General features: G+C 69.1%; 8 protein-coding genes and 1 pseudogene. 5 read left to right on the forward strand and 4 right to left on the reverse strand.

Annotated elements, in window-relative coordinates:
• Window positions 1–68: 68 nt before the first annotated feature.
• A complete protein-coding gene (locus JAO81_RS24585; RefSeq protein WP_307813633.1) occupies window positions 69–1,373 on the forward strand; it encodes an MFS transporter in 1,305 nt (434 codons plus the stop codon).
• On the opposite strand, the gene JAO81_RS24590 is transcribed toward JAO81_RS24585, so the two are convergent.
• Window positions 1,327–2,211 carry an aldo/keto reductase gene (locus JAO81_RS24590; RefSeq protein ID WP_199550092.1) on the reverse strand — a complete coding sequence of 295 codons (885 nt, stop codon included), beginning with the start codon at window positions 2,209–2,211 and terminating at the stop codon, window positions 1,327–1,329. The genes JAO81_RS24585 and JAO81_RS24590 overlap by 47 nt on opposite strands.
• Window positions 2,212–2,283: 72 nt before the next feature.
• Window positions 2,284–3,216, reverse strand: a complete 933-nt coding sequence (locus JAO81_RS24595; protein WP_199550093.1) for an NAD-dependent epimerase/dehydratase family protein — start codon at window positions 3,214–3,216, stop codon at window positions 2,284–2,286.
• Between the two features lie 70 nt (window positions 3,217–3,286).
• Here JAO81_RS24595 and JAO81_RS24600 point away from each other — a divergent pair, with 70 nt between their 5' ends.
• Both JAO81_RS24600 and JAO81_RS24605 read left to right on the forward strand, forming a co-directional pair.
• The gene (locus JAO81_RS24600) at window positions 3,287–4,207 is read left to right on the forward strand and encodes a LysR family transcriptional regulator (RefSeq protein WP_199550094.1); all 921 of its coding nucleotides are present in this window, start codon (window positions 3,287–3,289) and stop codon (window positions 4,205–4,207) included.
• Window positions 4,208–4,385: 178 nt separating this feature from the next.
• Complete coding sequence (locus JAO81_RS24605) at window positions 4,386–5,633, forward strand: hypothetical protein (protein ID WP_199550095.1); 1,248 nt, start codon at window positions 4,386–4,388, stop codon at window positions 5,631–5,633.
• 93 nt (window positions 5,634–5,726) lie between these two features.
• On the opposite strand, the gene JAO81_RS24610 is transcribed toward JAO81_RS24605, so the two are convergent.
• Window positions 5,727–6,236, reverse strand: coding sequence for a hypothetical protein (locus JAO81_RS24610; RefSeq protein WP_233415857.1), 510 nt, complete (start codon window positions 6,234–6,236; stop codon window positions 5,727–5,729).
• A 1,290-nt stretch (window positions 6,237–7,526) separates the two neighbouring features.
• On the opposite strand from JAO81_RS24610, the pseudogene JAO81_RS44055 reads away from it, so the two are divergent.
• Window positions 7,527–11,099: pseudogene (locus JAO81_RS44055) on the forward strand (DNRLRE domain-containing protein); the annotation flags it as partial.
• Between the two features lie 926 nt (window positions 11,100–12,025).
• Here the strand turns inward: JAO81_RS44055 and JAO81_RS44060 are convergent.
• The gene (locus tag JAO81_RS44060; protein WP_374194341.1) at window positions 12,026–12,124 is read right to left on the reverse strand and encodes a CRISPR-associated protein Csx3; all 99 of its coding nucleotides are present in this window, start codon (window positions 12,122–12,124) and stop codon (window positions 12,026–12,028) included.
• A 31-nt stretch (window positions 12,125–12,155) separates the two neighbouring features.
• On the opposite strand from JAO81_RS44060, the gene JAO81_RS44065 reads away from it, so the two are divergent.
• Window positions 12,156–15,641 carry a polymorphic toxin-type HINT domain-containing protein gene (locus JAO81_RS44065; protein ID WP_374194342.1) on the forward strand — a complete coding sequence of 1,162 codons (3,486 nt, stop codon included), beginning with the start codon at window positions 12,156–12,158 and terminating at the stop codon, window positions 15,639–15,641.
• The last annotated feature ends 96 nt before the right edge of the window (window positions 15,642–15,737 follow it).

Here is a 15,737-nt window from a genome sequence, read left to right on the forward strand (position 1 = left end):
ATGATTGAACGCTCAATACAGCAAACGGAATTGAGCGTTTCGATCGAAAGAAGGCCAGGAGGGCCCGCGTGCCGGCAGAGGACATATCCGGAACCCGTAAGAAACCGGCCGACGGAGAAGGCGGCGAAACCACCGGACTGTGGCGGAACCCCGCGTACCGCACCTTTCTCGGCGTGCAGACCCTCTCCGCGCTCGGTGACTCCTTCTCGTATGTCGCCCTGCCGCTTCTGGTGCTGCACACCACGGGCTCCGTGCTGCAGATGGGCCTTGTCACCGCGCTCACCGGGATCGCGTCCATCGTGACGGGCCTTTTCGCGGGCGTGATCGCCGACCGCTTCGACCGCAGACGGCTGCTGATGCTCGCCGACGGGGCGCGCTGTCTGCTCTATCTGCTGATCCCGCTGGCCTGGCTGCGCGGCGAACCGATCTGGCTGATCTATGCGATCGTCCCGGTCGCGGGCTGTTTCTCGATGCTCTTCCAGGTCACGTACGTGACCGTCGTGCCGTCCCTGGTCGGGCGCGACCAGATCACCAAGGCCAACGGGCATCTGTTCGCCACCTATGCCGCCGCGGGTGTCGCGGGACCCGCGCTCGCGGGCTTCGTGGCCTCGGCCGCGGGTCCTGCCGCCGCGATCGGTATCGATGCCGCGACCTTCGCGGTCTCCGCGCTGGGCATTCTCTTCGTCCGCTTCGACTCCCGGCCCCGGCGGGACGACGCCGAGCCCGGGGCGGAGGGGGAGAAAGCCCGACGCGGCGGAGTACGCGAGGAGTTCCTGGCCGGAGCGAAGTTCCTCTGGGCCCACCCCATGCTCCGCCCCCTGACGCTGCTGCTCTCGCTCTTCACCTTCCTGACGTACGGCCTGACCGACCTGGTGATCTTCCTGATCAAGCACCAGCTGGACCGCCCCGACACCACGGTCGGCTACGTCCTGACGGCCGGCACCGTCGGCTCGTTCATCGCCGCGGCCGTCGTGGCCCGGATCCGCAAGCGGCTCGCGTTCGGTGTGGTCTGGATCGGCGGGGTCGTCCTCGCCGGGCTTTCCATCGCGACGATCGGCCTCGTCCACAGCGTCCCGCTGGTCGGCGCCCTGATGCTGCTCACGATGATGTGCACGGGCATCGCCGGCATCAGCTCCATGTCGCTGCGCCAGGAAGTCACCCCGAGCCATCTGCTCGGCCGGGTCACCTCGTCGTTCTGGACCATCCACACCGCACTCGGCCCGCTCGGCGCGGGAGTCGTCACGGCGGCCGCGGCGGGACTGGGCGTGACGACCACCTGCCTGCTCGTCGGTCTCGCGGTCGTGGCCGTGGCTCTATCGGGCACGCTCACCGGGCTCGGACCGCGTCGAGCAGAGCCAACTCCGCAGAGCTGAGGCGCAGTTCGGCGGCCGCCGCCGAGTCACGGATCGACTCCGGGCGGCTCGCGCCCGGCAGCGGGATCACGGCGGGGGACCGGGACAGCAGCCACGCCAGCGCCACCTGGTGCGGGCTCACCTCGTGCGCGGCCGCGACCCGGTGGAACGCCGTACCGGCCGAGGTGGCGCCCGACGGGCCGTCGAGCGCACTGCGGGCGATGCCGCCCAGCGGGCTCCAGGGCAGGAAGGCCAGACCGAGCTCGGTGCTCAGCCGGAGCTCCGCCTCGCTGTCGCCGACGGCGGGGGAGTACTGGTTCTGCACCGAGACGAGCCCGTCGCCGAGCACGGCGTGTGCCGAACGGATCTGCTCGGTGGTGACATTGGAGATCCCGGCCGCCCGGATCGTGCCGGCATCGATCAACTCGGCCAGCGCGCCCACGGATTCGGCCCATGGGACCGCCGGGTCCGGCTTGTGCAGCTGATACAGGCCGATCGCCTCGACACCCAGGCGCCGCGCCGAGTCCTGGGCGGCGCGCTTGAGGTGGCCGGGCGCACCGTTCACGGTCCAGCTGCCGTCGCCCGGGCGCCCTCGCCCGCCCTTGGTCGCGACGAGCACGGCGGAGGTGTCGCCCGGGTAGCTCGCGAGGGCCCGGGCGATCAGGAGCTCGTTGTGGCCGCTCTCGCCTGCGTGCCAGTGGTAGCTGTCGGCCGTGTCGATGAGCGTGACCCCGGCGTCGAGAGCGGCGTGCACCGTGGCGACGGCGCGCGCCTCCTCGGGCCGGCCCTCGATGGAGAGCGGCATGGCGCCGAGGCCGATGGCGCTGACGGATGTGGTTCCTGTACGGCGGTACTGCACGGTGGTTGTTCCTCCGGGGGTGTCGGCGTCGCCGTCTGTGTCTGTGGGCAGGTCAGGGCACGGCCGGGCAGGTCAGTGGCCGTGTGCTGCGAGGGCTTCGTCGACCGCCTGCGGCAGCCAGTCCCGCGTACGGGAGAAGGTGAAGCCCGCCTTCCCGGCGCGGGCGTTGCTCATCACGTAGTGCCGGTCGAAGGAGAACGGCGAGGCATCCTGCCCGGGGTCGACGGTCTCGTACGCAGGTGTGCGACCGGCACGGGAGGCGATCACGTCGACCAGGCCGTGCACATCGAGCGCGTCGCCCGAGCACGCGTTGAGCGGACCCGTGACGTCGGTCCCGGTGGCCGCCCAGTGCAGCAGCGCCGCCAGCTCCTCGTGGTGGACGAAGACGGTCGGCAGCGGATCGGCGTGCACGGCGATCGGCAGCTCCCCGAGCACCCGCTCCACGTAGTGCGCGAGGCGGCCGGTGAACTCCAGGGCGCCGCCGCCGAGTACGTGCGCGCTGCGCACGCTCACGAACGCGTACCCGCCGTCCTGGGTGAACACCGCTTCCGCCTGCCGCTTGCCCTCGGCGTAGTGCGTCTCCAGATACGCGTCGTCGTGCCACGGCAGGTCCGTCCGTACGCGCCATGACGCCGGGTCCACGGCCGTCTCCCGCACCGGTGTCCCGGGGACCGCGAGCGGCAGGTCGGCGGTCGCCGGGTCGTAGACCTCGATCGTGGAGGTCATCACATAGCGCCGGGCCCGGCCGCGGAACACACGTGCCGCGATCGCGGCCTGGACCGGGGTGTAGCAGACCTGGTCGACGACCACGTCGAAGGTGCGCGCGCCGAGTGCGGCGACGAGCGAGGCCTCGTCGTCCCGGTCGGCCACGAGGTGTTCGACCCCCGCGGGCGGCACGGTGGAACCGCGGTTGATCACGGTCACCTGATGCCCGGCCGCCCGGAGGCGCTCGACCAGGAGCTTGCCGAAGTACCGGCTTCCGCCGATCACGCAGATTCTTTGCATGCCCTCATCCTGGGCATCTACAGTCACCAGCAGAAGTGGCCGCTTGATGAATCCGTATTAAGGAAAACTGTTGATCGATGTGCAGCGGCTCCGCGTCCTGCGGGCAGTGGCGGAGCACGGCAGCTTCAACCGGGCGGCGACCGAGCTGCGGCTCACCCCCTCGGCCGTCTCGCAGCACATCGCCGCCCTGGAGCGCAGCCTCGGTACGGAGGTCGTGTCCCGCAGCACCCGGGGCGTGGCGCTCACTCCGGCCGGACGGATCATGGTCACGGCGGCCGAGTCCGTCACCGCGGAACTCGCCCACGCCCGGCAGCAGATCGACCGCCTGGAGACCGGACGCACCCAGCTCACCGTCGCCACCTTCAGCAGCGGCGGCCGGCTGCTGCTCCCCGGCGCGCTGGCCCGGCTCGCGGCCGACCATCCCGGCACGGTGGTGCACGTACGGGAGGCCGAGCCCGAGGACAGCCTGCCGCTGGTCCGCCAGGGCGCGGTCGACCTGGCCCTGGCGTACGCGTTCGACGGTCCGCTGCCCGGCTGGTCGGGGCCCCGGGACCGGCTGACCTGGCGCCCGCTGATGGAGGACCCGCTGCATGTGGTGCTGCCGCGGCGCCATCCGCTGGCCGGGCGCGCGGAGCTCGACCTCGGTGAACTGGCCGCCCAGCCCTGGGTCCTCGGCTGCCTCAAGACGGCGGGCTTCCTGCGCCGGCACGCGGAACAGGCCGGATTCGACCCGGACGTCCGCAGCACCACCACCGACTACTTCTTCGCCCGCTCCCTGGTCGCCGCGGGACTCGGCATCTCACTGATCCCTTCGATCGCCCTCACACCCAAGGTTCCCGGCGTCCGCACCGTCCCGCTCAGGCCGCCCGCGCCCACCCGGCACCTGGGCGTCGCCACACTCCGCGGCCGCCGCCACGCACAGGCTCAGACGCTGATCGAGGCGCTGCGGGAACAGGCCGATGCGGTGCTGAACAAGCCTGTTCCGTGCTGAACAAGCCTGTTCCGTACGGGAAGTGAGTCACCACAAGGGACGCGTGGACGCATGAGTGGCCGCCTGGGTTGTACGTAAAGGAGCGTATTGACCTGTGATCTATGGTGGGTTTGCATCGAATTGAGCCCTCGGCGTAGGGCCGGGGGACATCAAGAACATCTAGGGCTTCGGGGGAAGCATGCCCATCGCAACGCGCGCGGTCGCCATGACCGCGCTGACCATCGCGCTCGGCACGACAGCCGCGCTCACCGCGCCGATCGCCGCCGCCGACGACCGGCGGCAGCCGTCGTACACACGGATCAGCACCGCCAAGAGCGGCACGCAGGCGGGCGCCGGGAGGGGGGCCGCGTCCGTCAGCAGGGGCGGGCGGGCCGCCCTGTTCCCCTCCACGGCCGGCCCCATCCGGGCGGGCCCGCCCACGGCCGGCCTGCCCTGGTTCCTGAAGAACCTCGGCAACGGCACTGTACGGCGGCTCGTGATTCCCGGTGTGCCCGCAGGCGCCGACCTCACCGCCACACTCAGCGGCGATGGACGGCACGTGCTGTTCGAGGGCCAAGTCGACGGCGAATCAGGGCACTTCGTCCACCGCATCGGCTCCACCGCCCGGCCCGAGCGCGTCGACATCGGGATTCCCGAGGGCTACCAGGGCGCCACGGTCTCGGACTTCGCGATCAGCGCCGACGGCCGTCATGTGGCGTTCACCGCCGCCTATCCGCCCGAGCCCACGGTGGACGAGGGCGGCCGGATCTATGTACGGGACCTGCGGGAGAACGTCACCGAGCGGGTCAGTCACGACCGTCCCGACTGGCAGCCGCGCGCCGCACTGAATCCCACCCTCAGCGACGACGGGCGATTCGTGGCGTACCAGTACAACTACACGAACGGGCCGCGCGGCGACGACTGGGCCCAGGTCTATGTGCGTGACCGCGAGACCGGCACCCTCACGCGGGCGGACGTCAGCCACGACGGCACCCCGATGAAGCGCGAGTCGACGGACCCGGTCATCAGCGGCAACGGCCGGTATGTGGCCTTCGAGTCGGCCGACGACCACATCGTGCCCGGCGACGAGGACAAGAGCTGGAACGTCTTCGTCCGCGATCTGCGCACCGGCACCTCGACGCGCGTGCACAGCGACCACGGCGGCGAGGCCGACTTCTACACCCGGGGCCCGGCCGCGATCAGCCCCGACGGCCGGTACGTCGCGTACCGCACGTGGCGCGACGGCGGGATCCGGGTGCGGGAGGTGAACGGCGAGGGTCCGTCGAGTCTGCTCGTCCCGGTGAGCACAGAGGGCGTGGAGCACGGGGACATCGGGCACGCCGCGTTCACGAAGGACGGCAGCGTGGTGTTCAGCTCCGCGGCCACGGACTTCGTGCCCGGGGACACCAACGCCGCGGACGACGTCTTCCGGTTGCGGCTGCGCTGAGCGGAGCGCGAGCGCGGACCGGACTCGACCTGCTCAGTTCGCGCTCGCTCTGTCCGCGCCCGCTCAGTCCGTGCTCGCCCGGCCCGCGCCTGCTCAGTCCGCGCTAGGCGCCGGAGAGGGCAGTACGCCCGTGCAGTTCGTCCGCCCGTACGCGCCGTCCGCAGTGGCACTCTGCACATGGCGGCCCTTGATCGCGAGGGCGCACTTGGCCTGGCCGCCCTGCGCGCCGAGGACGACGGAGACGACCGGCGCCCGGCCGAGCGGCACCCTGATCTCCTTGCGCCAGGGCAGTTCGGCCCGGGTCACGGTCTCGGCCGTGCCCTTCTCGCTCGCTCCCTGATAGGTGATGTCGACCGTGCCCTCGCCCGTCACCTCATACGTCACCGCGGCGGTCGGCACCTTGCGGGGCGGGTCGCCCGGCTCGCCCCGCAGCACGCTGTAGAGGACGAGCCCCGCGCACAGCGCGAGGACCACCACGGCCGCCACGATGCCCGGACGGTCGGCGAGGATGCGGCGCGCCGAAGCCGGCTCCGTCGGCTCATCCGGAGCCGCCTGGGCCGTCGCGGCCCCCGGCTCGACCTTTTCCTGGGTTCCCCTGGACATGGCGACTCTCCACCTGAGGCGGCACGGCCCTTCGCCGGTGCGACGACGCCAGATACAAGAGCCACCGACCAGGCCATGTCAAGTTGTCGGCCAAACTGGGCATTTGGCAGCCGTGGCCGGATTTCGTCCCCAACTCACCCTGATTTTCCTGTCTTTGCAGCGAGGTGAGCCTTATCGCCGATCGGTTGACATGTGCATCACGCGGCGGTGTACAAGGTCTCGCCCGCCAACTGCCGTCCGGCAGTTGGTCCTTGGTTCCTTCGCGAAGGGAAACCGATGCAGAGACCGAGAGCCAGACGGCTCCTGGCCACGACTGTGGTGCTGGCGGTGGTCACCGCCCTCGCACCCACGACACCCGCGTTCGCGCAACCGCCGGACACCCAACGACTCGCGTCCGGCATCAAGAACTTCCTGGGCCTGAGCGAAGGCGCCGAGGAGCCGGCGGACCCGCCGAGCCTCCCGGACACCGACGTCGCCGCCGGCGAGCGCCTGCCCAAGGGCAAGGCCGCGGCCAAGCCCAAGCGGGTCAAGGAGCTCAAGGAGCGCCGCACCCCGCACGCCCGCTACTGGCAGCTGTCCGACGGACGGATCCAGTCCGAGGTCGCGTCCGTTCCCGACGCGTACCCCACGGGCGAGGGCAAGGAACGCTCCTGGAAGGCCATCGACACCGAGGTCACCGACACCGGCCGCAAGGGATTCGACAAGGCCAACACCACCAACCTGGCCCGTACGTACTTCGGTTCACGCCCCGGCGAGCTGGTGCGCTTCGAGCTCGACGAGGGCCACTGGGTGTCCCTCGGGCTCAAGGACCCGGCCGCCAAGAAGCTGACCCCGGTCGCCGACGGCAACACCGTCACGTACAAGAACGCCTTCGGCGAAGGCGCCGACCTCCAGTACACCGTCGGCAACGGCAGCGTGAAGGAGGGCATCGTCCTGCGCGAGCGGCCCGCCACCGCTCCGGTCTACGAGTTCACTCTCGACACCCACGGCCTCGAGGCCAAGGCGCAGAAGAACGGCAGCATCGCGCTCTACAGCGAGAGCGCCGGGCCGAAGCGGCCCGAACTGGTCATCCCCGCGCCGTTCATGACGGACTCCAAGAAGGACGCGTCCTCCCCGTACGGGACCAAGTCCTCCGACGCCGTACAGCAGAAGCTGACCGGCGAGGACGGCTCGTACGCGGTGAGCCTGCGGCCGGACGCCGAGTGGCTGACGGCCGACGCGCGCCAGTACCCCGTGACGGTCGACCCGACCATCACCATCGCGCCGACCCCGTCGCAGTCCGAGGACGTCATGATCTCCTCGGACGGTCCGGCCGACAACTACGACGGCAGCTGGCGGCTTTCGGTCGGCAACACCGCCACCGGATCCAGCCGCGCCCTGCTGCGTTTCGGCCTGTCCGGCATCCCCGCGGGCACCAAGCTCGACAACGCCGAGCTCAAGCTCTACTACGACCAGACGCACACCACCGGCGCCGAAGAGGTGGCCCTGGAGGCGCACCGCGCCACCGGCCCCTGGAGCGAGACGGGCGCGACCTGGAACAACGCCAAGGACCTGACCGGCGAACTGTCCGGCACCTCGGTCCTCGTCGACGACGGGGACGCGGGCACCACGGCAGCGCAGGGCGCCTGGCCCGCCTCGACCAACACCGCGTACACGCAGTACGCGCACGGTCTGGACTACCGCTACAACAAGGACGCCACCGCGGGCGACACGTACTCCTGGCAGCCGAACCTCCCCGAGGACGGCACCTACCAGGTCGACGTGCACTACGTCCCGGCCTCCGACCGCGCCGCGGGCGCCCCGTACACCGTGAACCACAGCGGCGGCAGCAAGGCGTACACCGTCAACCAGCAGACGGGCAGCGAAGGCGAGTGGAAGACGCTCGGCTCGCACCCGTTCAAGGCGGGCACGGCCGGCAAGGTCGTCCTCGGTGACGGTCCCGCGTCCACGTCGACCACGGTGCTCGCGGACGCCGTCCGCTTCACCAAGGGCGGTGTGGTCACCAAGCGGCCCGACATCAGCAACACGTGGCACAGCTTCGCGGTGACCAAGACCGTGCAGCAGTGGCTGGACGGCACCTACGCCAACAACGGCTTCGTGGTGAAGGCGGGCGACGAGTCCGCCACCGCGCCCAAGGGCGGTCCGCGCTACGAGGCCGCCGAGTACGCGTACAAGGGCGAGATCGCCAACTACCCGAAGCTCGTGCTCACTTACGGCACACAGGGCGTCGACATGGATCCGCCGCGCACCGTGCACTCCACGGGCGCGGAGCTGAGCTGGCCCGCGTACACCGACCCGTCGGCCGCGAACGTCGGCGACGACATCGTCGAGTACCAGGTCCACCGCAGCGTCTACCAGCACTTCACGCCGTCGTGGCAGACCATGGTCTCGCCGGTCGCCAAGGACCTGCGGGCCTTCACGGACACCACGGCGACACCGACACCGGCGGACTCCGCCGACCCGTTCGGCAACGCCTACTACTACATGGTCGCCGTGAAGCTGAAGGACGGCCGTGTGCTGCCGTCCACCACCCAGCTCGTACGGCTTCCCAAGGCCGGCCGCACCACTGTGGTGCTGCAGAGCGGACAGAGCGACACCACGCTGTCCTCCACGCGGCCCGCCACCGGGCACGACACGATCTCCGAGTCCGGTCTCGAGCGGTCGTGGCTCTCCGTCGGCAACAACTCCGGTACGTACGGCACCACTCGGGCCCTGCTCGACTTCCCCGGCACCGAAGCCATCCCGGCGGGCGCGCGGGTGCTCGACGCCCAGCTCGACCTGTGGGGCTTCACCACCACGACCGGCACGAACGGCGCCATCTATGAAGCACGCGGTCTGACCCGCGACTTCGACGAGTCCGCCGCCAGCTGGTCCAAGGCGAACGCCACCACCAACTGGACCGCGCCGGGCGGTGACATGGACGCCGCCGTCTCCGACACGGTCGGCACCGTCACCAACGACCCTGCGCGTCAGAGCTGGTCGCTGACCTCCCTGGCCCAGAAGTGGGTCGCGGACCCGGCGAGCAACCACGGTGTCGCCCTCCGCCTCAAGGACGAGTCGGCCACGGGGCCGCAGGAACGCACGATGTTCCTGTCCTCGGAGGCCGAGGAGGCCCAGCTGCGGCCGCAGCTGGTCGTGACCTACCTGTCCAAGTCGACGGAGAACACGTACTTCTCGCCGTACACCCCGGCGCGGATGATCCCCGGCGACGAGTACACGGTCGACGTCACCCTCACCAACACCACCACCAGCACCTGGCCGGCGGGGCAGCGCTCCCTGTCGTACACCTGGTCGCTGCCCGACGGCACGGACGCCACCACCGGCGGCAACCAGCTGGCCACCCAGCTCGCCACCGAGGTGCTGCCCGGCGACTCGATTACCGTCCCGGCCAAGCTCAAGGCCCCCATCAACTCGGACTCGGGCAACAAGCGCCTCGAGTACGTCCTGAAGTGGGACCTGAAGAACACCGCGAACGGCACCTGGCTGTCGGCGACCGAGAGCATCCCGCCGCTCGCCCAGAACGTGCGCACCGAGGACCCGACCTCCAACCAGCTGGGTCTGGAGAAGTTCTTCACGTACGCGGGCAAGAACACCGGCGCGGGCTCGTCGCTGATGACGAACCTGTACGCGGGCAACACGGTCTGGCAGTACAACGCGTTCAACAACCCCGGCCGTGGCATCGCCACCTTCGGACGGTTCGCGTACAACTCGCAGGACACCTCGGACACGGTGCTCGGCCACGGCTGGTCGGCGCAGCTCGCGATGCCGCTGCGGCTCGGCGCCGCGCTCGACTTCCACCCCAACCCGAACCCGACGGAGGTCACCCTCCCCGACGGTGACGGCACCGCGCACGTCTTCCGCAAGCAGGACGACGGCAGTTGGCGGGCGCCCGCGGGCGTGCACTACCTGCTGCGCCAGGGCGCGGGCGTGGACTGCAAGCCGAGCGCGGACGGCGATCCGCGCGCCTGGTCGCTGACCCGGCCCGACCGCACCCAGTTCTTCTTCGACTGCGACGGCTATCTGACGTCGGTCGTCGACAAGAACGGCAACACGCAGACGTACACCTACGCCGAGCGCAAGTCGAACAACAAGCCGGTCAAGTTCCTCACGTACATCGAGGATCCGGCGCGGCGGCAGTCGCTGTCGGTCGAGTACTACACGAAGGCCGACACCAACAGCCCGAAGATCATCGACCACGTCAAGTCGATGACGGACGTCTCCGGGCGCAAGGTCGCCTTCGACTACTCCGACAAGGGCCTGCTCACCAAGCTCACCGACGGCGTGGGCTCGTCCCAGCCGAAGGTGTTCGGCTTCACGTACGACATGGAGCAGGGCAACAAGAACGCCAAGCTGGTCAAGGTCACCGACCCGCGGGGCAACGCCACGTCGCTCGACTACTACTACCCGAGCGAGGGTGACGACCCGAAGTTCCACTGGAACACGCAGACGCTGACGGACCGCCTCGGCCACACCACGGACTACGCGTACACCGATCCGGACGGCACGGCGGGTTCGGTCATCAGCACCAAGGTGACCGACGCCGAGAACCACGCGAGCCAGTACGTGATGGACGGCTACGGCCGCGCCACCGCGATGACCAACGCCAAGTCCGAGACCACCAAGATGGCCTGGGACACCGACAACAACGTGACGCGCATCGAGGAGGCCAACGGCGCCGTCACCTCCTGGCAGTACGACCCGAAGACCGGCTATCCGCTGGAGCAGAAGGACGCCGAGGCCAACAAGAACGGCACCGAGGCGAAGACCTTCACCTACTCCTACGGGCTCGACGGCCATATCGCCGACCTCTTCGAGAAGAAGTCCCCCGAGGGGCGCACCTACCGGTTCGGCTATGACACCAAGGGCAACCTGACGTCCGTCACCGACCCGAAGGGCGTCGCCTCCGCCACGGAGGGCGACTACACCGCCCGCACCGAGTACGACGTGTACGGCCAGGTCATCAAGGAGACCGACGCCAACGGACACGCCACGCGGTACCGCGAGTTCGAACCGGTCGGCTTCCCGAATACCATCACGGACGCGGCGGGCCACGACTCGCACTTCGCGTACGACGTGCGCGGCAACGTCACCGAGGTCATCAACGCCAAGAGCGCCGAGGTGACCCAGACCTACGACGTGTTCGGCCGGCCGCTGGAGAAGAAGGAGCCCGTCAAGCAGGCGGAGAACGACTTCGTCATCACGCCCGCACCGGTCTACGACGCCAACGACAACATCACCAAGGTGACGGCGCCCAACGGCGCGGTCTCCACCTCGGTGTTCGACAAGGCCGACCAGGCGATCGAGACGGTCGACCCGGGCGACGAGGCCACGGATCCGGGCCGCAGGACGACGACCACGTACGACAAGGTCGGCAACATCCTGAAGGTCACCGGTCCGCAGGGCAATCTGACGCCCGAGGAAGGCGACTTCACGGCCACCACGGTCTACGACGCGGCGTACCAGCCCGTCGAGATGGTGGACGCCGAGGGCAACAAGGCGACGGTGGCGTACGACAACGTCGGCAACGTCGTCAAGGTCGTCGACCCGCGCAAGAACGCCAGCGCGGACCCCGACGACTACACCACCCGCTACGAGTACGACCTCAACCACCGCACCAAGCGCACCATCGACGCCCTGGAGTGGGCCACCTCGGTCCGCTACGACAAGGACGGCCTCCAGCTCGGGCAGACCGACGCGGAGGGCAACGAGTCGCTCGCGACGTACGACGAGCGCGGCGCACTCGTGGAGTCGAAGCTGCCGGTGAAGGAGGACTCCTCCGGGAACGTCACCTACCGGACCACCAAGTACGCGTACGACCAGGTCGGCAACCGGACGAAGACGATCACTCCGCGCGGCGTCGAAACCACCGGCGACGACACGGACTTCACCTCCGAGACGGTGTACGACGAGCTGAACCGGGTGAAGGAGGAACGCTCCGCCTTCGACAAGGACGACGCGACCTACACCACCCCGGACTCGGTGTTCTACACCTACGACTCCGTCGGCAACCTGCAGTCCGTCTCCGCCCCGCCGTCCGAGGGCCAGACCGTCCGCAATGTCACCGAGTACACGTACTACGACAACGGCTGGACCGAGACGTCGAAGGACCCGTGGGACATCTCCACGGCCTACGAGTACAACAAGCTCGGCCAGCAGACCAAGAACACGCTCACCTCGGCGGGCGGCTCCCAGCAGCGCACCATGACCTGGGACCACTACCTGTCGGGCAACGAGAAGGCACGCGCCGACGACGGGGTGCCCGTCGGCCGGCAGGCCGTCCTGGTCGACAGCTCGGACTTCAACAACACCGCGCTGCAGGGCAACTGGGCGCGGACACAGGCCGAGCAGCAGTACGGCTACGACACCTACTCGCATCCCGCGGGTGACGGCAGCGCCTCGCTGTCGTGGCAGTTGAACATCCCGCAGAACGGCACGTACGAGGTCTTCGTGCGGCACCCGAAGATGACCGGGGCCGCGAGCGACGCCGCCTTCAAGGTGGATCACGACGGCGGCAGCGCGACGAAGACGGTCGACCAGACGCAGCGGGCGGGCGAGTGGATCTCGCTCGGCAGCTACGCGTTCGTCGAGGACGGTCCGCAGAAGGTCACGCTGACCGACAAGGCGAACGGCACCGTACTGGCCGACTCGGTGAAGCTGGTCCGCTCCGCCTCCGGTGAAACGGACACGGAGAAGAAGGACTTCACCTACAAGTACAACGCGAACGGCAACAAGACCGAGGTCCGTGACCTCTCGCCGGGCGCGAAGATCGACACGTACAGGATCGCGTACGACGGTCTCAACCGGATCAGCAAGGTCGAGGAACTCGCGAGCGGCACGGTCAAGAACAGCACCGCGCTGACGTACGACGAGAACGGCAACCCGCTCACCGCCACCCACGACCTGACCTGGCAGCAGATCGAGTACGACGAGCGCGACCTGGTCAAGAAGGTGACCAACGCCGATACGCCCACCGCGGGCAATCGGCAGATCACCTCCATGACCTACACCGCGCGCGGTCAGCTCCTGAAGCAGACCAAGCCCAACGGCAACACGCTCGAGATGCGGTACTACCCCGACGGGTCGGTGCAGCAGTCCCTCGAAAAGACCTCGGGCGGTACCGAAGTAGCGCAGCACGACCTGGAGTACACGCCCAACGGGCACCGCTCCAAGGACGTACTGAAGCTGATGAACGCCGACGACAACGCGGCGTACATCAACAACACCTACTCCTTCTCCTACGACCCGCAGGACCGCATCACCAAGGTCGACAAGGCGGGCGACGCCCCGGCGACCGAGGAGTACCGCTACGACCGCAACAGCAACATCGTCGAGCAGACGGTGGACAAGGTCACCACGACGCAGCGCTACGACCGCAACCGGCTGTTGTCGGCGTCGTCGCTGGGCGCCACGTCCACCTACAACTACGACCCGCTGGGCCGGCTCGACACGGTCAGCACCGGTGGCCAGACGGCCGAGAAGTACACGTACGACGGCTTCGACCGCACGGTGAAGGTGCGCTCGGGCGTCGGCGCGACGGCCCAGACCACCAGCTATGTCTTCGACCCGTTCGACCGGACGGTCTCCCAGACCACGACCGGCGACAAGGGCAAGACGACGGCGTTCACCTACCTCGGCATGGACAGCACGCTCCTGCGCGAGACCGTGGACGGCAAGGCCGACAAGGACTACCAGTACCTGGCCGGTGGTCAGCGGGCCACGCAGATCAAGCACAAGGACGGTGCGAAGGAGGTCTCGCAGTACGTCACCAGCCCGCGCGGCGATGTCGAGGCGGTCACCAAGGAGGACGGCAAGACCCGCGCCACGTACGGCTACACGGCGTACGGCAGTGACGACCAGTCCCAGATGACCGGCGCCGACAAGCCGGCCGCGGGCGGCGGGGAGCAGGGGGACGCGTACAACGCGTTCCGCTTCAACTCCTCGCGCTTCGACGCCTCTTCGGGCACGTACGACATGGGTTTCCGCAACTACGACCCGGGCCTGAACCGCTTCCTGACCCGGGACTCGTACAGCGGGGCGCTCGCCGACATGTCCCTGGCCACCGACCCGTTCACCGGGAACCGGTACGCGTTCGCGGGCGGCAACCCGATCAGCTTCGTCGAGCTCGACGGGCATCTGTTCGGGCTCTCGCTGTCCGACATCGGACACGCAGCCCTCGACGTGGTCGGGCTGATCCCCGTCGTCGGCGAGGTCGCGGACGTCGCCAACGGCATCTGGTACGCGGCCGAGGGCAACTACGCCGACGCCGCCCTCTCGCTCGCCTCGGCGATCCCGCTGGTGGGCTACGGGGCGACGGCGGTCAAGGCCGGCAAGTACGCCGCGAAGGGCATCGAGGCGGCCGACACCGCCAACGACACGCGCAAGGCGGCGGACAACGTCGGCGACGCGGCGGACACGGCGAACGACGCCCGCAAGGCCGACGGTCCGGACGGTACGACGACGAAGTCGCCGGACAAGCCGGATGCGAACACCTGCAAGACCAACAGCTTCGTGGCCGGAACGCAGGTCGTCCTCGCGGACGGCAGCACGACGGACATCGAGAAGCTGAAGGTCGGCGACAAGGTCGTGGCCACCGACCCGGAGACCGGTGCGACCGAGCCCCGGTACGTCACCAACGCCCGCAGCCACAAGGGCGAGAAGGCCCTCGTCACCCTGACCGTCGACCGTGACGGCAAGGACGGCGAGGCCAAGCCGGTCGAGCTCACCTCGACGGCCGCGCACCTGTACTGGCTGCCGGACTTCGGCAAGTGGGTCAAGGCACAGGACCTCAAGTCCGGTATGTGGCTGCAGACCTCCGCCGGCACCTGGGTCCAGATCACCGCGGTCGACACCGCGCACCGCTCGGAGCGCGTGTACAACCTGTCCGTCGAGGGCGTCCACACGTACTACGTGGGCGCGCGCCACACCGCCGTTCTCGTTCACAACTGTGGCTATGAGAACGAGGCGATCGCCGCACAGAAGCGCGCCGACGACCTCAAGAAGCAGTGGGGCAAGGGCCACGACTACTCGACGGTCGCCGTGATCGGTGTGCGCAACAAGGTCACCGGCAAGATCAGCGAGAAGGTGGCGCTGGCCGGCGGCAAGAGCATCGACGAGGTCGGCCAGAACGTTCTCAAGAAGGGCGAGGACTTCATCCAGGGCCAGCCGGTTCCCGGCCGTCTCACGGCCAAGGGCAAGCAGGCCTACGAGCACGCCGAAGAAGCGGTGTTCAACTGGGTGAAGAAGAACCCGGACTACGAAGTCGTCTACGGCGGCACGTCGCGCAACGTGTGCAAGGGCGTGTGTGCGCCGCTCGTCCAGCGGACGATGAACCTGGGCGGCAAACCCTTCCGCGGAAGGGGAGACAAGACGCAGTTCCGGATGTTCTGGCTCACCACGCGGTACTAGCCATGCGCTGACCCCGTGATGACAGTGGGGCCCCCGCCCCCCGCGGCCCCGGGCCGGCGCCGGGCGCGCCCCCGCGCCCCGCCCCCCCTCCCCCCA

Origin of the sequence: Streptomyces sp. N35 (assembly GCF_016464295.1) — a bacterium.
Lineage (GTDB): Bacteria > Actinomycetota > Actinomycetes > Streptomycetales > Streptomycetaceae > Streptomyces.